Source organism: Streptomyces sp. NPDC091272 (genome assembly GCF_044757485.1).
Classification (GTDB): Bacteria; Actinomycetota; Actinomycetes; order Streptomycetales; family Streptomycetaceae; genus Streptomyces.
Genome location: NZ_JBIVVC010000014.1, coordinates 54,260 through 73,593, shown reverse-complemented (window position 1 = coordinate 73,593; position 19,334 = coordinate 54,260). Strand labels below are relative to the sequence as shown.

Here is a 19,334-nt window from a genome sequence, read left to right as displayed (position 1 = left end):
GCCACCACGGGCCCACGGACGTAGCAGCACAGGGCCACAGCGGCACAAGGGACCAAGGGGAAGCGGAGACAGGCATGGCCAAGTCAAGCGGCGGCGGCGCGGGGAAGAGCCTGGTGCGGGCCACCCTCGCCATTCACGAGCCGCCCGTAGGCACCAGCACCACGCCCGGCGGGCTCATCAGGACCTTCGACTTCGACTTCAACCCCGCCCAGCTGTCGATCGGCCGCCGGGCGCACTGGAAGATGACGCCCGCGCCCGCGGTGCGCGACAGCCCGATACCGGAGTTCATGGGGCCCGAGCCGCGCGAGATGGGAGTGGAGATCTTCCTCGACTCCTCCGACCGGCCGAGCAGCAACTCCGTGCTGCGGAAGGTCGATTCACTTCTGGAGTGCTGCCAGGTGACCGCCAAGAGCATCGCCGCCAAGCAGCCCTCACCGCCCTGGGTGGTCTTCCAGTGGGGCTCGTTCTCCACCGCCCGCTTCACGGCGTACGTCAGCAGTGTCGACGCGACGTACTCGCTGTTCGGCACGACGGGCGTGCCCATCCGCGCCACCTGCCAGCTGAAGCTGCACGAGATTCCCAGCCGTACCAAGGGACAGAACCCGACCTCGGGCGCGCTGACCGCCCGGCGCGTGCACCGGGTGGTGGCGGGGGACTCCCTCCAGTCGCTGGCCTGGCGGGAGTACGGCGACACCGCCGCCTGGCGGGCGATCGCCGAGGCCAACGCCATCGACGACCCCACGGCCCTGCCGAACGGCACCCAACTGGTGCTGCCCGCCGCCGAGGAGGTGCGTTTCTGATGACGCAGACCGCCTACTCCAGTGTCATCCAGGTCACCCTGGGCGGCCGGCCGCTGCCGCGGGACCTCGCCCCGCTGCTGGTGGACGGCTGGGTCGACCAGGGCATCGGGGTGCCCGCCGCGTTCCGGCTCACCTTCCGCGACCCGTACCGGATCCTGCTCGGCAAGCTCGGCGTCGACTTCGGCACCCCGGTGGTGATCGCCCCGGTCGCCGACGGCAAGGGCGCCTCCGACCCGCTGCTGACCGGCGAGGTGTGCGGGCTGGAGGCCGACTACGACGGCACGGGCTCCTTCACCGTCGTCCGCGGCTACGACCACGGCCACCGACTGCTGCGCCAGCGCCGGGTCGCCGCGTACCGCAACCAGTCCGCCTCCGACATCGCCCGCAAGCTCGCCGCGCTCGCCGGCGTGCCCGTCGGCCGCATCCAGTCGACGAAGACGGTGTACGAGTTCATCAGCCAGGCCAACGTCAGCGACTGGGACTTCCTCGCCCGCCTCGCGGACGAGAACGAGATGGTGATGTCGGTCGACGCCAAGGGCAAGTTCCAGTTCGTACGTCCCGACCCGGCCTCCGGTGCGCCGGCCGTCAGCACGCCGGGTGACAAGAGCCCGTTCGTCCTGGAGGCGGGCACCGACATCCTGCGGCTGCGGGCCTCGGTGGCCGCCGCCGAACAGGTCGGCACGGTCCAGGCACGCGGCTGGGACGTCACGGCCAAGAAGGAACTCACCGCGACCGCCAAGGCCACCACCGACCCCGGCATCAGCATCGGCACCACACCGGGCAAGGCGGCGGGCCGCTTCAAACCGGCCAAGCTGGTCGAGGCGCAGACACCGTACGACCGCCAGTCCGAGGTGAAGTACGCCGCCGAGGCGCTCGCCGGCGACATCACCTCCTCCTTCGCCGAACTGGAGGTGGTGGCCCGCGGCACGCCGAAGCTCAGGCCGGGACTGCCCGTCACCCTCGCCGACGTCGGCGCGCCCTTCGAGGGCAAGTACACCGCCACCTCGGTACGGCACGTCTTCGGCGACGGCAAGCACTACGAGGCAATGGTGACCGTCAGCGGCAGGCAGTGGCGCTCGCTGTACGGCCTGACGTCGGGCGGCGGCGGCCAGCAGGGGCTGCGGCTGCCCGGCCTGGTGAACGCGCTGGTCACCGATGTGTCGGACCCGCTGCGCCAGGGACGGGTCAAGCTCCGCTTCCCGTGGCTCGACGACGCGTACGTCAGCGACTGGACCCGGGTGGCGCAGGCCGGCGGCAAGCGCGGCGGCTCCGTCTTCCCGCTGGACGTCGGCGACGAGGTGCTGGCCGGTTTCGACCGGGGCGCGCTCGACCACCCGTACGTCATCGGCGGCCTCTACAACGGCAAGGACAAGCCGACCCCGGTGAAGGACGTGCCGCTGCACGACGGGGCACGCCAGCGGGCCTCCCGGCACACCCTCTCCGACCGGACCGGCAACCGCATGGACCTGCTCAGCCAGCGCACCGGCGGCAAGCAGGGCGTGCGGCTCAGCAGCGGTGACGACAAGCTCGTCATCAACCTGGACCGCGCGCAGACCGAGATCACCGTGGACAGCAAGGGGTCGGTCAGCATCACCGGCAGCAGGTCGGTGTCGGTGGAGGCGGGCACGGACCTCACCCTGAGCGCCGGCCGGAGACTGACCATCAAGAGCGGCGGCCCGCTGAGCATCCAGGGGCGCGGCATGGTCAATCTCAGATCGCTCGGCGGCGCGGTGAACGTGGACGCCGTGGGCGCGCTCAGCCTCAAGGCGGCGGGCGCGGCCACGCTCAGCTCCGGCGGCACCGTGCAGGTCAACGCGACGGCGAACGTCGGCATCCGGGCCGCCAGCCTGCTGCTGCAAGGCGTCGTCCTGGTCAACAACAAGCCGTACCCGATCCCGTGACGTCCCGTCAGGCTGACGACGGCCCGTCGACACGGGACGGGAGCCCCGCGACGGCGGGCGAGGACGAAGGCCCCGCGACGGCGGGCGAAGACGAAAGCAGGTGCACCGGAGATGGCTGAACAGTTCGTCGGCTCGGGCTGGGCGTTCCCCCTGCGCATCGGGCCCACCGGGGGCATCGCGCTGGTCAGCGGGGAGCGGGAGGTCGAGGAGGCCATCAGGCTGGTCCTGGCCACCGCGCCGGGCGAGCGGCCGATGCGCCCGGAGTTCGGCTGCGCCATCCACGACATGGTCTTCGCCCCGGTCAACGAGGCGACGGCGGGCCGCATCCAGCACGAGGTGTACGCCAGCCTCGACCGCTGGGAGCCGCGCATCGAGGTGCACGAGGTCGAGGTCAGCGCGGGCACCGAGCAGAGCGTGCTCTTCATCGACGTCCGCTACTCGATCCGCGGCACCAACAACCCGCGCAGCCTCGTTTTCCCCTTCTACGTCATCCCCTCCCACGAGGAGCCAGGCCCGGCCGGCGGGCCAGGCACCCCCCACGAAAGCGATCACTGATGGCCCTGCCCGCACCGAACCTCGACGACCGCCGGTTCCAGCAGTTCGTGGACGACGCCAAGCGCTACATCCAGCAGCGCGCACCCGAGTGGACCGACCACAACGTCTCCGACCCCGGCGTCACCCTGGTGGAGACCGTCGCCCACATGGCCGACCAGGTCGTCTACCGGCTCAACCGGGTGCCCGACAAGAACCACCTGGCCTTCCTCGACCTCGTGGGCATCACCCTCTTCCCGCCCACCGCCGCCCGCACCGACGTCACGTTCTGGCTCTCCGCACCCCAGGACGAGACGGTGCTGCTGCCCGCCGGAACCGAGGTGGCCACCCTGCGCACCGAGAGCGAGGAGGCGGTCGTCTTCGCCACCGAGCACGAACTCCCGCTGCCGCCCACCTCGTTGCGGCACCTGGTGGTCCAGCTGCACGGCGAACCGGTCACCGACAGGACCACCGACCTCGCCGAGCAGAAGGACGTGTTCTGCTTCGCCGAGGCCCCGCGCCCCGGTGACTGCCTGCTGTTCGGGCTGACCGCGGCGGCGCCGCACTGCGCGGTGGCCGTTGAACTGGACAGCCGGGTGGACGGCGTCGGCGTCGACCCGCGCCAGCCGCCCCTGGTGTGGGAGGCGTGGACGGAGGACGGCTGGCAGGAGTGCGAGATCGACCGGGACGGCACCGGCGGGCTCAACCGCCCCGGTGACGTCGTGCTGCACGTTCCCGGCGGCCATGTGCTCTCCCGCTCCGGCGGCCAGGAGGCCGGCTGGCTGCGCTGCCGGGTCACCGAGCCGCTGGCCAACCAGCCCTTCTACACGACCAGTCCGACGGTGCGCTCCGCGGACGCCTGCACCATCGGCGGCACCACCCCCGCGGTGCACGCCGAGACCGTCCTCGACGAGGCGCTCGGCGAGTCGACGGGACTGCCGGGCCAACGGCTGCGGCTCGCCCACGCACCCGTGGTGGGCGACAACCCGCCGCTGCTGCTGCAGAGCGCGGGGCGCGAGGGCTGGGAGGACTGGGCGGTCGTCCCGCACTTCGCCGCCTCAAGGCCGCAGGACCGGCACGTCACGCTGGACGCCACGACGGGCGAGGTCGCCTTCGGCCCCTCCGTCCGCGAACCCGACGGCACCCTGCGGCAGTACGGCGCCGTACCCGCGAAGGGAGCGGTGCTGCGCGCCCGCCGCTACCGCATCGGCGGCGGCCGGGCGGGCAACGTGGCCCGCGGCGCCGTCCAGGTGCTGCGCACCTCCGTGCCTTACGTCTCGGAGGTGGTCAACCGCGTGGCCGCCCGCGGTGGCGTCGAGGGGGAGACGGTCGAGGAGGCCAAGGTCAGGGCGCCCATCACGCTGCGCGCCCAGGAGCGCGCCGTGACCTTGCGCGACTACGAGGAACTGGCCCGCCGCGCCGCCCCCGAGACCGCGCGGATCACCTGCCTGGAGGGCCGCGAGAACGAGCACGGCTCGTACGCGGTCCGGGTCCTGGTCGTACCGCAGGCGGTGCCGGACCCGGGCGGCCGGCTGCGCTTCGAACAACTCGTGCCCGGCGACGCCCTGTTGCAGCGGATCACCCACCACCTCGACGAGCGGCGGCTGATCGGCACCCGGCTCGCGGTCGGGCCGCCCTACTACCAGGGCGTCACCGTCGTGGCCACCGTGCACGCCTTCAGGAGCGTGGACACCGACCGCGTGCGGCGCCAGGCGCACGACGCGCTCTACCGGCACCTGGACCCGCTGACCGGCGGCGTCGACGGGACCGGCTGGCCGTTCGGGCGGCCCGTGCAGTCCGGCGAGGTGTTCGCCGTGCTGCAGCGCGTCCCTGGCGTGGAACTGGTCGACGAGGTCACCCTCCACCCCGCCGACCCCCTGACCGGCAAGCGCGGTGAGGCGACCGACCGGATCGACCTCCAGGCACCGTCCCTGGTCTTCTCCTTCGACCACCGCGTCCGCGTGCTCGGGGGGACCTCGTGAGGGGATCGGTCGACGGGCTCGGCTCGTCCGCCCCGCTCGGCGCCATGCTGCCCGCCGTGTTCGCCGACGACGACCTCGCGCAGCGCTTCGTGGCCGGTCTCGACGAGGTCGTCGCGCCCATCCTGAACGTTCTCGACTGCCTGCCCGCCTACTTCGACCCGGCGCTGGCCCCCGTGGACTTCACCCGCTGGCTGGCCGACTGGGTCGGCGCCGAGACCGACGGCACCGAACCTGAGGCGAGGCTGCGCGCCGCCGTGGCCGCCGCCGCCTACCTGCACCGCGTCAGGGGCACCCGGCACGGCCTGGCCGAGACGGTGCGCCTGGCCTTCGGGGTCGAGCCGGAGATCACCGAGAGCGGCGGAGCGGCGTGGAGCGCCAGGCCGCTCGGCCCGTTCCCCGGCGAAGCCCGACCGTATCTGCACGTCACCGTGCGCCTCGACGACCCGGGCCCCGCGGACGAACACCGTCTGAGCGCCCTCGTGGCGGCCGCCCGCCCCGCCCACATGCCGTACACGGTCAAGGTGACCGCCGCCGAAAGGACCTCGGAACGATGACCACCCAGAACTGCGCCGATTGCGGTACGAGGGCAGAGCCGGACCAGTCGTTCTGCGACGCCTGCGGCGCCGTACTGAGCTGGGCCGGCCGCGCGGAGCCGGGCGCCTCCGGACGCACGGACAGGTCGCGTACGGAAAGTGCCCGTACCGACAGTGCCCGTACCGACAGTGCCCGTGCGGACAGTGCCCGTGCGGACAGTGCCCGTGCGGACAGGTCGCGTACGGATGGTGCGCGTACGGACGTGGTGCGGGAGGGGTCCCGTACGGACGGGACGCTCACATCGCCACGGTCGGTCCGTACGGCCGCCCCCGCGACCGCCGCCCCGCACGACAGCAGGTGGGAGGAGGAACGCACCGCCCCGACGGCCCGCACGGTCACGGGCACGGACGCCGGCGTTCCGGGACAGCACCGGCCCCCCGCCACCGACCCGGACCCGTACGCCGTCTCCCCCGAGCACGGTCCCGCGTCCGGCGCGGGCGCGGGCGCGGGAGGTGAGCGGCCCGAGGACCGCCGGGCCCGCTCCCTGCTCGTGCCGGTGGCCGACCCGGAGCCGCGCGCCGCCGAGTTCCCGTCGGTCGCACCCGTGTTGCCCGGCCGGCCCGACGCCGACCGGCCCCAGGTGCGTACCCCCGGCCACGAGGAGGGCGCCGCGGGCGGCCTCGCGTGCCCGTGGTGCGCCACCCCCAACCGCCCCGACCGGCACTTCTGCGCCCGTTGCGCGATGCCCATGACCCGCCGTGAGGAGCAGTTCCGCGGGCGCCTGCCGTGGTGGCGCCGCCTCCTGGGCTCCCGCGGCGGGGAGACCCCGTGGGCGGGTGACCGCCCCCGGCTGCGGCGCACCTTCGACAGCGTGCTGCGCTGGGTCGGCGCCGCCGTCGTGCTCGCCCTGCTGATCTTCCTGGGCATGAAGGCGCCGGCCGCCGTGCAGGCCACCAAGGACCACTTCGCCAAGCGGGCCCCGGTGTCGCCGGACGAGTTCACCGCGTCGCGTTCCTTCAAGGGACACCAACCGGCGCTCCTCTTCGACAAGTTGAGCAACACCTGGTGGGGGCCGGGCGTCTCGCAGACGGGCGAGGGCGAGTGGATCGAGGCCCGTTTCGACGAGCCGACCAGGCTGCTCGACCTGATCCTCACCCCCGGCGTCTCCAAGAACGCGAACCGGCTCGGCGAGTCCGCCCTGCCGCACCGGCTGAAGGCCACCGTCACCACCAAGGACGGCAGGACCACGACCCGCACGCTCATCCTGGACCAGGGTCCTGGCGGGCAGCGGCGCGCCTTCCGCGTCGCGGAAGTCACCAAGGTCCGCTTCACCGTGGAGTCCGCCTACGGCGCCTCCGCGAGCAAGCAGGTGGCGCTCGCCGAGATCGAGTTCTTCGGCCCCTCGCGGGGTGAGAACGCCTGAGCCCGGCGCCGCCCGCGAGGGGGTGACGGGCAGTCAAGGCCCGTTGTCAGTGCCTCCCCATAGTGTGAGTTCATCACTCGGGAAGCCTCGGAGAAGGAGCACAGCCATGTTCGCCAGCAGGATCCAGCACAAGGTGAACCACGTCGCGCTGGTAGTGGACTGCTCGGGTTCCATGCGTCCGCACCAGAGTCAGCTCATCAGGGTGGTCGACGAGTTCGTGGCGGGTCTCGCGGCCGAGTCGGACAGCCTCGGCCACGAGACCCGGATCAGCCTCTACTCCTTCGACCACCAGGTGGAGAACCTGGTCTGGGACATGGACGTGAAGCACCTGCCGTCGATGCGGGGCCTCTACCGGGTCAACAACGGCGCCACGGCCCTCATCGAGGCCTCGCTGAAGTCCCTGGACGACCTGGGTCACATATGGGAGGAGTACGGCGAGCACAGCTTCCTGCAGATCGTGGTGACGGACGGCGAGGAGAACGCCTCGGGCGGCGACAGACGGCACGACGGCGACATGAGCATCCTCGGCCCGTGGCTGGACAGGATCGCGGGGACGATGGGCTCCCTGCCCGGCCACTGGACCTCCGCGATCCTCGTGCCGAACTCGCTGGCCAAGCGCACCGCGCAGAACTACGGCTTCCCCGCGGGGAACATCGCAGTCTGGGACGCCGAGTCCCAGGCGGGCGTGGAGGAGGCCATCGGCACCGTGCGCGCCGCCGCCACCAACTTCCTGCGCGCCCGCGAGCAGGGTGTGCGCGGCACGAAGAACCTCTTCGCCGTCGGCCAGGACCTCTCGGTCGACGACGTGCGGGCGAACCTCGAACCGGTCCCCGCCGACAGGTACCGGCTCCTGAAGGTCGACAAGGAGATCGAGATCCGCCCCTTCGTCGACTCGCACCCGGGGGTCAGTTACGAACGGGGCTCTTGCTACTACCAGTTGGGCGCCCGCGCCCAGGTCCAGGCGAACAAGGAGGTCATCGTGGTCGAGAAGGACACCGACCGCGCCTACACGGGCGACGCGGCCCGCAGCCTGCTGTTCGGTACGGGCATCCAGGGGACCGTCTCGGTGAAGGCCGGCAACAACCCCAAGCTGGAGGTCTATGTGCAGAGCAAGTCGGTGAACCGCAAGCTCAAGCCGAACACCCGGTTGCTCATCCTGCTCTGAGCCGCTTGCCCGGAGTCGCCTGGCCGGGGTCGCCGTGCCCAGGGTCGCCTGACCGGGGCCGCCGTGCCCGGGGTCGCCGTGCCCGCGCTCAGAAGTTGAAGCTGTCGATGTTCTTGCTGTCGAAGACGGTCGGCCTGCCGAGGTCGATCACCCCGTCCTTGCCGACGGTGAACCGGCCCATCCCGCCGGCGGTGAAGACCTCGCCCTCCTTGCCGGTGATCTGCCCAGACGACAGCGCGACCGCGGTGTGCGCGGCCAGTTCGCCGAGCTTCGCCGGGTCCCACAGCTCGAACGCCTCGACGGTGCCGTTCTTGACGTACTTGCGCATGTCGTTGGGGGTGCCGAGGCCGGTGAGCGCGACCTTCCCCTTGTACTTGGAGCCGGACAGGTACTGCGCCGCTGCCTTGATGCCGACGGTCGTCGGCGAGACGATCCCGGCCAGCGAGGGGTGTTCCTGGAGGAGCCCCTGGGTCTGCTGGAAGGACTGCTGGGCGTCGTCGTTGCCGTAAGCGATCTTCACCAGCTTCATGTTCCGGTACTTCGGCAGCTTCAGCTCGTCCTTCATGAAGTCGATCCAGGTGTTCTGGTTCGTCGCGGTCTGCGCGGCGGACAGGATCGCTATGTCGCCCTTGTAACCGAGCTGTTCACCGAGCAGCTTCACCTGGGTACGGCCCAGGGCCTCGGCGCCGGACTGCGAGACGAAGGCGTGCCGGCAGTCGGTCTTGGTGTCTGAGTCGTAGGTGACGACCTTGATGCCGTTCTTCATGGCCTGCTTCAGCGCCGTGCAGAGGGCGCCGGGGTCCTGCGCGGACACGGCCATCGCGTCGACCTGCTGCTGGGTGAGCGTGTTGACGTAGGAGACCTGGCCGCTGGTGTCGGTCGCGCTGTTGGGACCGGTCTCCTTGTACGTGGAGCCCAGCGACTGCACGGCCTTCTCACCGCCCTTGTCGGCGGTCGTGAAGTACGGGTTGTTGACCTGCTTGGGCAGGAAGGCGACGGTCAGGCCCTTCTTGGTGGCCGCGCCCGGATCGGCCTTGGCCGCCGAGGACTTGGCGGAGTCGTCGTTCTTCGCCGAGTCCTTGGTGGTGCCGCCGCAGGCGGTGGCGGCGAGGGCGAGGCAGCTGACGGCGGCCAGCGTCGCACCGGCACGGCGCAGGGACGGAGGGAAGGGAGAGAACACGGTGGGCCCCTTTCGGGCGGGTGCGTGAGGTCAGCGGGAGGGGGAGGAAGCGGCGGCGGCCCGGCCGGCCCGCGCGGTGGCGAGCTGCCGCGCGGTCCGCGGTCCGAGCACGGAGACGATCAGCAGGACACCGGTGACGACGATCTGCGACTGCGCGGAGACGTCGAGCAGACTCATCGCGTTCTGCAGGGCGCCGAGCAGGAACACCCCGGCGACCGCGCCGCCGAGCGTGCCCTTGCCGCCGTCGAAGTCGATGCCGCCGAGCAGGACGGCCGCGACGACCGACAGCTCCAGGCCCATGGCGTTGTCGTAGCGGGCGCTCGCGTAGTGCAGCGCCCAGAACACACCGGTGAGCGCGGCCATCAGCCCCGTACAGACGAACAGCCACAGCCGGTGCCGCCTGACGCGGACCCCCGCGAAGCGGGCCGCCTCCTCGTTGGCGCCGATCGCGAAGAGCGAGCGGCCGAAGGGCGTGGCGTGCAGCACGACGACCGCGATCCCGAGCAGCACCAGGAACGGCAGGAATGCGTACGGGACGAAGGTGTCGCCGATCGGCTGCGACGCGAGGTCCAGGTACTGCGGAGGGAAGTCGGTGACCGCGTCCGAGCCGAGGACGATCTGCGCGATTCCCCGGTAGGCGGCCATCGTGCCGATGGTGACGGCGAGGGAGGGCAGCCCGAGCCTGGTCACCAGCAGACCGTTCACCAGGCCGCAGACCAGGCCGAGCACCAGGCACAGCGGGATGATCGTCTCGATGGCCATCCCGGCGTTCCACAGGGCGCCCATCACGGCCCCGGAGAGCCCGGCCGTGGAGGCCACCGACAGGTCGATCTCACCGGAGATCACCAGCATGGTCATGGGGAGCGCGATCAGCGCGATGGGCAGCGTGTTGCCGAGCAGGAACAACAGGTTGAGCGCGTTCCCGAAGCCGTCGACGAACCCGAACGACATCAGCAGGAGGACCACCAGAAGGGCGCCCACCACGGTGTCCCAGCGGACGGCACGGGTGAGGGGGAGTCAGCCATGGCGGGCGTTCCTCTTCTTCAGGGCCCTGGCGACGCGCAGGGCGACGACGCGGTCGACGGCGATGGCGAGGACGAGCAGCACGCCGTTGATGGCGAGCACCCAGACGGAGCTGACCCCCAGCGCGGGCAGCACGCTGTTGACCGAGGTCAGCAGCAGGGCGCCGAGCGCGGCCCCGTAGACGCTGCCGGAGCCGCCGGTGAAGGCGACGCCGCCGACCACGACGGCGCTGACCACGGTGAGTTCGTAGCCGGTGCCCGTGGCCGAGTCGACGTTGCCGAACCGGGCGAGGTACAGGGCGCCCGCCAGCCCCGCGAGCGCTCCGCACGCGGTGTAGGCGGCCAGGATCCGCCTGCGTACCGGAATGCCGGCCAGTCGCGCGGCCTCCGGGTGGGAGCCGAGCGCGTACAGCTCGCGCCCGCCGCCGAAGTGGCGCAGGTAGTAGGCGACGACGACCAGCACCGCGAGGGCGATCAGGGCGAGATACGGTACGGCCGAGATCCCGCCGGAGCCGAAGTCCACGAAGCCGCCCGGCAGGTCGGATGCGGTGATCTGACGGGGGCCGACCCAGATCGAGTCGATGCCCCGGATGACGTACAGCGTGCCGAGGGTCACCACGAGCGCGGGCACCTGGCCGAGGCTGACGAGCGCCCCGTTGAGCAGCCCGCAACCGACGCCCAGCAGCACCGCGAGTACGAGCGCGACGGCCGGGCTGCCGCCGCCCTGGAGGTGGTTGCCGGCGGCGAAGGCGCAGACGCCGAGGGTCGAGCCGACCGACAGGTCGACGTTCCTCGTGACGACGACGAGTGCCTGCCCGGTGGCGACCAGGACGAGGATGGTGGCGTTCAGGAGCAGGTCCCTGATGCCCTGCTCGGAGAGGAACTCGCTGTTGCCGGCCTGGGTGACGCCGATCATCACCAGGAACACCAGCAGGATCGCGAGTTCACGCACCTTGAAGACCCGGTCGACGAGTCTGGCGCCGCCCCGCGGTGCCGGACCGGTCGCGGTCGTGGCGCTCCCGGTCGTGGTCATGCGGCCCTCCCGGTCGCCGCGGCCATCACGGACTCCTCCGTGGCCCGCGCACGCGGGATCTCGGCGGTGAGCCGCCCCTCGTGCATCACCAGCACGCGGTCGGCCATGCCGAGGATCTCGGGCAGGTCGGACGAGATCATCAGCACCGCCACGCCCTCGGCTGCGAGCGCGGAGAGCAGCCGGTGCACCTCGGCCTTGGTGCCGACGTCGATGCCGCGGGTCGGCTCGTCGACGATCAGCACCCGCGGCCCGGTGGCCAGCCACTTGGCGAGTACCACCTTCTGCTGGTTGCCGCCGGACAGGGTGGCGACGGCGTCAGCCATCCGCGCGTACTTGACCTGGAGCTTCAGCGCCCAGTCGAGGGACCGGCTGCGTTCCGCGCGCCGGTCCACGAGCCCCGCCCGTACCGTCGAACGCAGCCCGGTGAGGCCGATGTTGCGCTCGATGGACATGCCCATCACCAGGCCCTGGGCCCGTCGGTCCTCCGGTACCAGGGCCAGCCCGGCGGCCATCGCGGCGCTCGGCGCACCGCTGACGAGGGCGCGGCCCTCGACCTCGACGGTCCCCGCGTCCCGGCGGTCGACGCCGAAGACGGCGCGGGCGACCTCGCTGCGGCCGGCCCCGACGAGCCCGGCCAGGCCCACGATCTCACCGCGCCGCACCTCGAAGGAGATGTCGGTGAAGACGCCTTCGCGGGTCAGCCTGTGCACGCGCAGCGCGACCTCGCCCACCTCGGTGTGCTGCTTCGGGTAGAGCTCGTCGAGATCGCGGCCGACCATGCGGCGCACCAGGTCGTCCTCGGTGAGGCCCGCGACGGGTTCGTCGGCTATCAGAGCGCCGTCGCGCAACGTCGTGACCCGCCGGCAGAGTGCGAAGACCTCCTCAAGCCGGTGCGAGATGAAGAGGATCGCGGCGCCCTGCTCGCGCAGCGTGCGCACCACCGCGAAGAGGCGGGCGACCTCGCTGCCGGTGAGCGCGGCCGTCGGCTCGTCCATGATCAGTACCCGGGCGTCGAAGGAGAGCGCCTTGGCGATCTCGACGATCTGCTGGTCCGCGATGGAGAGCCCGCGCGCGGGCCGGTCGGGGTCGAGGTCGACACCGAGGCGTGCGAACAGCGTGGCCGCTGCGGAGTTGACGGCCCGGTGGTCGATCCGGCCGAGGCTGCGCCGGGGCTGGCGCCCCATGAAGATGTTCTCGGCGACGGAGAGGTCGGGGAAGAGGGTGGGCTCCTGGTAGATGACCGCGATCCCGGCGTCCCGGGCGTCCTTGGGGCCGTGCAGGACGACGGGATCACCGTCGAGCAGGACGGACCCGGCGTCCGGGCGGTGGACACCGGCGAGGATCTTGATGAGGGTGGACTTGCCCGCGCCGTTCTCACCGGCGAGAGCGTGTACTTCCCCTGCGTGGAGTCGCAGGGACACACCGTGCAGGGCGCGCACGGCCCCGAAGGACTTGGTGAGACCCTGCACGGCCAGGACGGGAGGCTCTTTCATGGGATGGCACCGATCGGGTCTGAAGGGCCGGCTGGGAAGGGGGAGCGCCGACCGAAGGAAGGTGAACGGCCGTCCGAGAAAGGGGAGTTGCGGGGCCGGCCGGAAGGTGGAGCGGCAGGAGGTCCCGGGGCCGGCCGTTGGCGCAGCCGCTGTATGAAAGGTTTCAAAGAGATGGCACGGAAGCTAGCCCCGCACCCAGGGCGGCGTCAATGGTGGGGACGTGGAAATCCGATGGCACAGACGTGGAAGTCCACGAAGCGTGCGCAGGCCCGTCCGAACCCTTGACACGGCAGTTCCCCCACCCTAGTTTCCTCGACTGAAACGATTCACCGCCGAGTCGTAGGGAGCTCAGTGTGATCAGCAGGCGACGACTGCTCAGCACGACCGCCACAGCAGCTGTGGCGACCGCCCTGACGTCCGCAGTACCGGGCGCCGCCCAGGCGTCCCCCGCCCCCGGAGCCGCCGCCGGAGGAACCGGGGCGGCCGGGGCCGTACGCGTGACCGCGCCCACCGTCGAGTACGCGCAGCACCCGCTCGGGCTCGACGTGCCCCGCCCCAGGCTGAGTTGGCCCCTGGTCTCCGACGCGCCGGAGCTGGCCCAGAGCGCCTACCGGATCCGGGTGGCGAGCTCACCCGGGCGCCTCGCCGAACCCGACGTGTGGGACAGCGGAAAGGTGGCCTCCCGGGATTCGGCCCTGGTTCCCTACGCGGGCCCCGCGCTCAAGTCCCGTACCCGTTACTACTGGTCGGTCCAGGTCTGGGACGAGAAGGACCGCGCCTCCGCGTGGAGCGAGCCATCCTGGTGGGAGACCGGTCTGGGCGTGGCGTCCGACTGGGCCGCGAAGTGGATCGCCGCGCCCGCGGCACTGGTCGGCGCCCCGGCGCTCGACGAGGCCTCCTGGATCTGGTTCGCCGAGGGTGACCCGGCCACCGAGGCCCCCGCGGGGACCCGCTACTTCCGCGGCTCCGTGGACGTCCCCGCAGGCGTGGTCAGGGCGCGCCTGGTCATGAGCGCCGACGACGGTTTCACCGCCCATGTGAACGGAGTGCGGGCCGCGCACGTCGAGGCGGACGGCCCCGCCGACAACTGGCGCCGCCCGGTCCTCGTCGACGTGACCTCGCAGCTGCGCCCCGGCGCCGCGGTGATCGCCGTGGCCGCGACGAACGCCACGGTGAGCCCGGCAGGCCTCATCGGCCTGCTCGAACTGACCACCGCGGACGGGGTGCGCACCTTCACCACCGGCACCGCCTGGAAGGCCACCGACAAGGAGCCGTCCGGCGACTGGCGCGCGACCGGGTACGACGACGGGGCCTGGCAGCCGGCCAAGGACGTCGCACGGTGGGGGGCCGGTCCGTGGGGGAAGGTGACAACGTTGTCGGATCCCGTGGTACAACTGCGCCACGAGTTCCGCCTGAAGAACCGGAAGATCGCACGGGCCCGGCTCCACTCCACCGCCCTCGGGCTGTACGAGGCACAGATCAACGGCCGCCGGGCGGGCGACGACCGCCTCGCACCCGGCTGGACGGACTACCGCACCCGGGTGCAGTACCAGACGTACGACGTGACGCCATTGCTCAGGCCGGGCGTCAACGCCCTCGGCGTGAGCGTGGCCACCGGCTGGTACGCGGGGAACGTCGGCATGTTCGGCCCCCACCAGTACGGCGAACGCCCTGCTTTCCTCGGGCAGTTGGAGGTCACCTACACCGACGGCACGAGCGAGCGGGTGCTGTCGGGCACCGGCTGGCGGGTCGCCCTCGGCCCCGTCACGAGCGCCGACATCATGTCCGGCGAGCACTACGACGCCCGCCGGGAGACCGCCGGCTGGGCGAGCCCCGGGTTCGACGACTCCGCCTGGTCGCCCGCCGAAGCGGTGGAGCGGACGGGCGCTGCCGTGGTCGCCGAGGTCGGTGGCCCCACCCGCGCGGTCCAGGAGGTCCCCGCCAGGAAGGTCACCGAGCCCAAGCCCGGCGTCTTCGTGTACGACCTCGGCCAGAACATGGTCGGTGCGGTCCGGCTCACCGTCTCCGGCGCGGCGGGGACGGTCGTCACCCTGCGCCACGCGGAGGTGCTCAATCCGGACGGCACGATCTACACGACCAACCTCCGCACCGCCCGCGCCACCGACACGTACACCCTCAAGGGCGGCGGCGAGGAGAGGTACGAGCCGCGGTTCACCTTCCACGGCTTCCGCTACGTCGAGGTGACGGGCTACCCGGGCAGGCCGCCGCTCAGCGCGGTCACGGGCCGGGTCGTGCACACCGACGCGCCCCTCACCATGGACTTCTCCACCAACCTGCCGATGCTCAACCAGCTGCACAGCAACATCACCTGGGGGCAGCGCGGCAACTTCGTGTCCGTACCCACCGACACTCCCGCGCGTGACGAGCGGCTCGGCTGGACCGGTGACATCAACGTCTTCGCGCCGACGGCCGCCTACAACATGGCGGCCGGGCGCTTCCTCACCAAGTGGCTCGTCGACCTGCGCGACGGCCAGGCCGACGACGGCGCGTTCACCGACGTGGCCCCCATGGTCGGCACGGTCGGCGCGGGCGCGGCGGGCTGGGGCGACGCCGGGGTGACCGTGCCCTGGGCGCTGTACCAGGCGTACGGCGACACCCGGGTCCTGGAGGAGTCCTGGCCCTCGATGGTGAAGTGGCTCGACTACCTGGAGAAGCACAGCAGCGGCTTCCTGCGGCCTGCGGAGGGCTACGGCGACTGGCTCAACATCCAGGACGAGACGCCCAAGGACGTCATCGCCACCGCGTACTTCGCGCACGCCGCCGACCTGGTGTCCCGGGCGGCGAAGGCACTCGGCAAGGACCCGGCGCCCCACACCGCGCTCTTCACCGGTGTGCGCGACGCCTTCCGCGCAGCCTACGTCTCGGGCGGCAAGGTGAAGGGTGACACGCAGACCGCGTACGTCCTCGCGCTGTCCATGGACCTGCTCGCCGACGCCGACCTGACCCCCGCGGCCGACCGGCTGGTCGAACTCGTCAGGGCCAAGGGATGGCACCTGTCGACCGGCTTCCTCGGCACGCCGCGGCTGCTGCCCGTGCTCACCGCCACCGGGCACACCGACGTCGCCTACCGGCTGCTCACCCAGCGGTCCTTCCCGAGCTGGGGCTACCAGATCGACCGGGGCGCGACGACGATGTGGGAGCGCTGGGACTCCATCAGGCCCGACGGCAGCTTCCAGGACGCCGGCATGAACTCCTTCAACCACTACGCCTACGGCTCGGTGGGGGAGTGGATGTACGCGAACATCGCGGGCATCGCCCCGGCCGAACCCGGCTTCCGCAAGGTCCTCGTCCGGCCCCGTCCCGGCGGCGGGGTGACCCGGGCCCAGGGGCGTTACGACTCGGTGCACGGGCCGATCTCGACCAGCTGGAGCACGGAGGGCGGCGCCTTCCGGCTCACCGTCTCGGTGCCCGCCAACACCACGGCGGAGGTGTGGATCCCGGCGGCGAAGGCCCAGCAGGTGGGCCACGGCGCGGCGCGGCCGCTCCGCACCGAGGACGGCTGCGCGGTGTTCGCCGTCGGCTCCGGCACCCACCGCTTCACGGCAGGAGGTAACCGGGCATGACGGGGCGAGAGACGCGCGGCGAAGCGGAGTCGCAGGCCGCGCCGGACCGGCGCGCGGTGCTGGGGGCGGGCGTCGGCGGCGCGCTGGCCGCCGCGACCGCGGGCCTGCCGCTCGTGACGGCGGCCCCCGCGGCGGCCGGGACGCCGAGGACGGCCGGCGCCCTCCCTGCCGCCGGTGCCTGGCACCGGTACGTGAAGGCGCCGTCCAGCCGGACGGTGCGCCCGGTGCGCGTCGTACGGACGACCGGGGACGTGAGCGCCCCCGACGCCCTCCTCACCCCCGGGGGCAAGGTCACCGTGCTGCGCAGGGACAAGCCGCCCGCGACGCCACGCTGGCCGCAGGGGACCACCGCCGAGGCGTCCTCCACGCACCCGGGCAACAACGGGAGCGACGGAGCGCCGCGCCGCTACGACGCGACGAACGCCGTCGACGGTGACCTCGGCACCTTCTGGAACGACGACACGGAACACGACTTCCCCGACACGCTGACCCTCACCACCCCCCAGGAGCAGGAGCTCTCCGGAGTGACGGTGCTCTCCAGCACCGACGGGGTGCCCACCGCCTTCACGGTGGCGGTACGTGCCGGAACCGACTGGCGGACGGTCGCCACGGTCACCGGCAACAGCGCCGTGCAGCGGGCCGTCCGCTTCGCCGCGCCGGTCACGACGACCGGGGTGCGCATCACCGTGACCGCCGTCCAGGACCTCGGCCGGGGCGTGTTCACCCGGATCAACGAGGTCTGGCCGCGGGCGTTGGAACCGGTTGCCGCGCCGAGCGTCACCCTCGACTTCGGCAAGGTCGTCGTCGGGTACCCGGAGGTCGCCTTCGCCTGGGCGTCCGACAACCTCCCGGGTGTACGGCTCGCGTTCTCCGAGACCCTGCAACACCTCACCGACCGCTCCGACTTCACCCGCGCCGACCAGGCGGGCGGCGCTGGCCGGGGCACCGACCAGTACGCCGTCCCGGCGCGCGGCGCCCGCTGGACCGACACCAAGGGCTACGGAGCGGACGGGGACAAGCTCTACGCCGACGGGCTGCACGGCTTCCGCTACCTCAAGATCACCCTGGACGCGCTGCCGTCCGACGCGCCGGCCGCGCAGCCGTGGGGCGCCGTCGCCGTCGACGCCGTGTCGCTGGACTTCACCGCCTACCTCGGCACCCCCGCCTCCTACCGGGGCTGGTTCCTCTGCTCCGACGAGGAGCTCAACCGCTACTGGTACGGCGCCTCGTACACCAACGAACTGGTCGTCGACACCTTCCGCAAGGACGACGTGGACCCCCGCGACGCGTTCAGCGAGTCGCTGGAGGGCAAGCTGGTGCTGCACGACGCGCCCAAGCGGGACCGCGACCCCTACGTCGGTGACGTGGCGGTGGCGGGCCGCACCCTCTACCTCACCCACGACGAGGTGGCCGGGGCCGCCCGCAACGTGCTGGCCGACCTCGCCGAGCACCAGCGCGCGGACGGCTGGATACCGCCGGCCTCCATCAACCGCTACACCCTCCCGCTGTTCGACTACCCGCTGTGGTGGGTGACGTGCAGCTGGGACTACCTCCTCTACACCGGCGACCGCGGTTACGCGGAGCGCTACTTCCCGCAGCTGGTCAAGGTGCTCGACACCTGGTACCCGAGCGTGACCGACGAGGCGGGCCTGCTCAGCAAGGGGCTCAACGGCACGGCCGACTACGGCGACTACGCGTTCCTCGGCCGCACCGGCCGGGTCACGTACTACAACGTCAACTACGTGCAGGCACTGCGCGACGCGGCCCGCATCGCGGAGCACCTGAGCCGCGGCGCGGACGCCCGCCGGTGGCAGGAACGCGCGGACCAGGTGGCCCGGGCCGTCAACACCCATCTGTGGGACGAGTCGGCGGGCGCCTACCTGGACTCCGCCACCGGCCCGGTCCGGCACGCGCAGGACGGCAACGCCATCGCCGTCACCTCGGGCGTCGCCGACCCGGAGCAGGCGGCCTCGGCCCTCGCCCACCTGGACCGCACGACCAGGTGCCGGTACGGCAACGCCTTCATGGACAACGACACGCTCTTCGGCGGCGCGTCCCAGCGCGTGTACGCGTTCACCTCCTACCCGGAGCTGGTGGCCCGCTTCGAGACCGGTCTGGCCGACTCCGCGGTCGACCAGATCAGGCGCACCTACGGGTGGATGGACGGCCACGACCCCGGCACCACCCACTGGGAGGGCATCGGCCCCGGCGGCTCGCTGTACGAGGGCGCCTACACGAGCATGGCGCACGGCTGGTCGACGGGTGTGCTGCCCGCGCTCACCCACCAACTCCTCGGCGCGAAACCGGTGTCGCCCGGGTACGCCGACTGGGAGGTGCGCCCGCACCCGGGGCCCGTCACCTGGGCGCAGGGTGAACTGCCCACCCCGCACGGGGTGCTGGGGGTGGAGTGGATCCGCTCCGGTACGGCGTTCACGCTGACCGTGCGGGCGCCCCGGGGCACCCGTGGCGCAGTCGCGCTGCCCACGGAAGGACACCGGGTGAGCGTACGGGCCGACGGCCGGGCCCTCTGGGAGAACGGCAGGGCCGCAGCGCCAGGGGTGCGCGCGGACGCCGGTCGCGTCACGCTCTCCGGGATCACCCACGGCACCCACCGGTTCACCGTGCAGCGCGAGGACTGAGCCCCGACCGGCCGCGGGCCGTCCGCCGATGCCGGCCTCCCCGGCCC

Annotated in this window: 13 protein-coding genes; 9 read left to right on the top strand and 4 right to left on the bottom strand. The window is 72.1% G+C overall.

From position 1 onward, the window contains the following. The first annotated feature begins 74 nt into the window (after positions 1 to 74). The 7 genes from ACIQM4_RS30145 to ACIQM4_RS30115 all read left to right on the top strand — a co-directional run bounded on the left by ACIQM4_RS30145 (position 75) and on the right by ACIQM4_RS30115 (position 8,336). Positions 75 to 800, top strand: a complete 726-nt coding sequence (locus tag ACIQM4_RS30145; protein ID WP_401598111.1) for a tail protein X — start codon at positions 75 to 77, stop codon at positions 798 to 800. Beyond that, the gene (locus tag ACIQM4_RS30140) at positions 800 to 2,701 is read left to right on the top strand and encodes a VgrG-related protein (protein ID WP_401598109.1); all 1,902 of its coding nucleotides are present in this window, start codon (positions 800 to 802) and stop codon (positions 2,699 to 2,701) included. Before ACIQM4_RS30145 ends, ACIQM4_RS30140 begins: the two co-directional genes overlap by 1 nt. 111 nt (positions 2,702 to 2,812) lie before the next feature. After that, positions 2,813 to 3,256: a GPW/gp25 family protein gene (locus ACIQM4_RS30135; RefSeq protein WP_401598107.1), complete on the top strand. Its 444-nt coding sequence runs from the start codon at positions 2,813 to 2,815 to the stop codon at positions 3,254 to 3,256. After that, the gene (locus ACIQM4_RS30130) at positions 3,256 to 5,214 is read left to right on the top strand and encodes a putative baseplate assembly protein (protein ID WP_401598105.1); all 1,959 of its coding nucleotides are present in this window, start codon (positions 3,256 to 3,258) and stop codon (positions 5,212 to 5,214) included. The genes ACIQM4_RS30135 and ACIQM4_RS30130 overlap by 1 nt, the downstream gene beginning before the upstream one ends. Continuing rightward, positions 5,211 to 5,768: a phage tail protein gene (locus ACIQM4_RS30125; protein ID WP_401598103.1), complete on the top strand. Its 558-nt coding sequence runs from the start codon at positions 5,211 to 5,213 to the stop codon at positions 5,766 to 5,768. The genes ACIQM4_RS30130 and ACIQM4_RS30125 overlap by 4 nt, the downstream gene beginning before the upstream one ends. Then, a complete protein-coding gene (locus ACIQM4_RS30120; protein ID WP_401598101.1) occupies positions 5,765 to 7,171 on the top strand; it encodes an NADase-type glycan-binding domain-containing protein in 1,407 nt (468 codons plus the stop codon). Before ACIQM4_RS30125 ends, ACIQM4_RS30120 begins: the two co-directional genes overlap by 4 nt. A 106-nt stretch (positions 7,172 to 7,277) precedes the next feature. After that, positions 7,278 to 8,336 (top strand): vWA domain-containing protein, encoded by a 1,059-nt coding sequence (locus ACIQM4_RS30115; RefSeq protein WP_401598099.1) that lies wholly within the window; start codon positions 7,278 to 7,280, stop codon positions 8,334 to 8,336. A gap of 88 nt (positions 8,337 to 8,424) precedes the next feature. On the opposite strand, the gene rhaS is transcribed toward ACIQM4_RS30115, so the two are convergent. From rhaS to ACIQM4_RS30095, 4 genes are all read right to left on the bottom strand, one after another. After that, complete coding sequence (rhaS, locus tag ACIQM4_RS30110) at positions 8,425 to 9,516, bottom strand: rhamnose ABC transporter substrate-binding protein (RefSeq protein WP_401598097.1); 1,092 nt, start codon at positions 9,514 to 9,516, stop codon at positions 8,425 to 8,427. A gap of 30 nt (positions 9,517 to 9,546) precedes the next feature. Further along, entirely contained in the window at positions 9,547 to 10,467 is a 921-nt protein-coding gene (locus ACIQM4_RS30105; protein WP_401598278.1) for an ABC transporter permease, read from the bottom strand. A gap of 66 nt (positions 10,468 to 10,533) precedes the next feature. After that, complete coding sequence (locus ACIQM4_RS30100) at positions 10,534 to 11,571, bottom strand: ABC transporter permease (RefSeq protein ID WP_401598095.1); 1,038 nt, start codon at positions 11,569 to 11,571, stop codon at positions 10,534 to 10,536. Then, on the bottom strand, positions 11,568 to 13,064 hold the full coding sequence (locus tag ACIQM4_RS30095) for a sugar ABC transporter ATP-binding protein (RefSeq protein WP_401598093.1): 1,497 nt from the start codon (positions 13,062 to 13,064) through the stop codon (positions 11,568 to 11,570). The genes ACIQM4_RS30100 and ACIQM4_RS30095 overlap by 4 nt, the downstream gene beginning before the upstream one ends. Before the next feature lie 353 nt (positions 13,065 to 13,417). On the opposite strand from ACIQM4_RS30095, the gene ACIQM4_RS30090 reads away from it, so the two are divergent. Beyond that, a complete protein-coding gene (locus tag ACIQM4_RS30090; RefSeq protein WP_401598092.1) occupies positions 13,418 to 16,648 on the top strand; it encodes an alpha-L-rhamnosidase in 3,231 nt (1,076 codons plus the stop codon). After that, on the top strand, positions 16,645 to 19,287 hold the full coding sequence (locus ACIQM4_RS30085) for an alpha-L-rhamnosidase C-terminal domain-containing protein (RefSeq protein ID WP_401598090.1): 2,643 nt from the start codon (positions 16,645 to 16,647) through the stop codon (positions 19,285 to 19,287). Before ACIQM4_RS30090 ends, ACIQM4_RS30085 begins: the two co-directional genes overlap by 4 nt. Positions 19,288 to 19,334: the final 47 nt, after the last annotated feature.

Excerpts from the sequence above, each read along its gene's own strand:
- ACIQM4_RS30100 (WP_401598095.1), bottom strand. The coding sequence starts at position 11,571 with ATGACCACGACCGGGAGCGCCACGACCGCGACCGGTCCGGCACCGCGG.
- ACIQM4_RS30145 (WP_401598111.1), top strand. The coding sequence starts at position 75 with ATGGCCAAGTCAAGCGGCGGCGGCGCGGGGAAGAGCCTGGTGCGGGCC.
- ACIQM4_RS30130 (WP_401598105.1), top strand. The coding sequence starts at position 3,256 with ATGGCCCTGCCCGCACCGAACCTCGACGACCGCCGGTTCCAGCAGTTC.
- ACIQM4_RS30120 (WP_401598101.1), top strand. The coding sequence starts at position 5,765 with ATGACCACCCAGAACTGCGCCGATTGCGGTACGAGGGCAGAGCCGGAC.
- ACIQM4_RS30085 (WP_401598090.1), top strand. The coding sequence starts at position 16,645 with ATGACGGGGCGAGAGACGCGCGGCGAAGCGGAGTCGCAGGCCGCGCCG.
- ACIQM4_RS30095 (WP_401598093.1), bottom strand. The coding sequence starts at position 13,064 with ATGAAAGAGCCTCCCGTCCTGGCCGTGCAGGGTCTCACCAAGTCCTTC.
- ACIQM4_RS30105 (WP_401598278.1), bottom strand. The coding sequence starts at position 10,467 with ATGTCGTTCGGGTTCGTCGACGGCTTCGGGAACGCGCTCAACCTGTTG.
- ACIQM4_RS30115 (WP_401598099.1), top strand. The coding sequence starts at position 7,278 with ATGTTCGCCAGCAGGATCCAGCACAAGGTGAACCACGTCGCGCTGGTA.
- ACIQM4_RS30140 (WP_401598109.1), top strand. The coding sequence starts at position 800 with ATGACGCAGACCGCCTACTCCAGTGTCATCCAGGTCACCCTGGGCGGC.
- ACIQM4_RS30135 (WP_401598107.1), top strand. The coding sequence starts at position 2,813 with ATGGCTGAACAGTTCGTCGGCTCGGGCTGGGCGTTCCCCCTGCGCATC.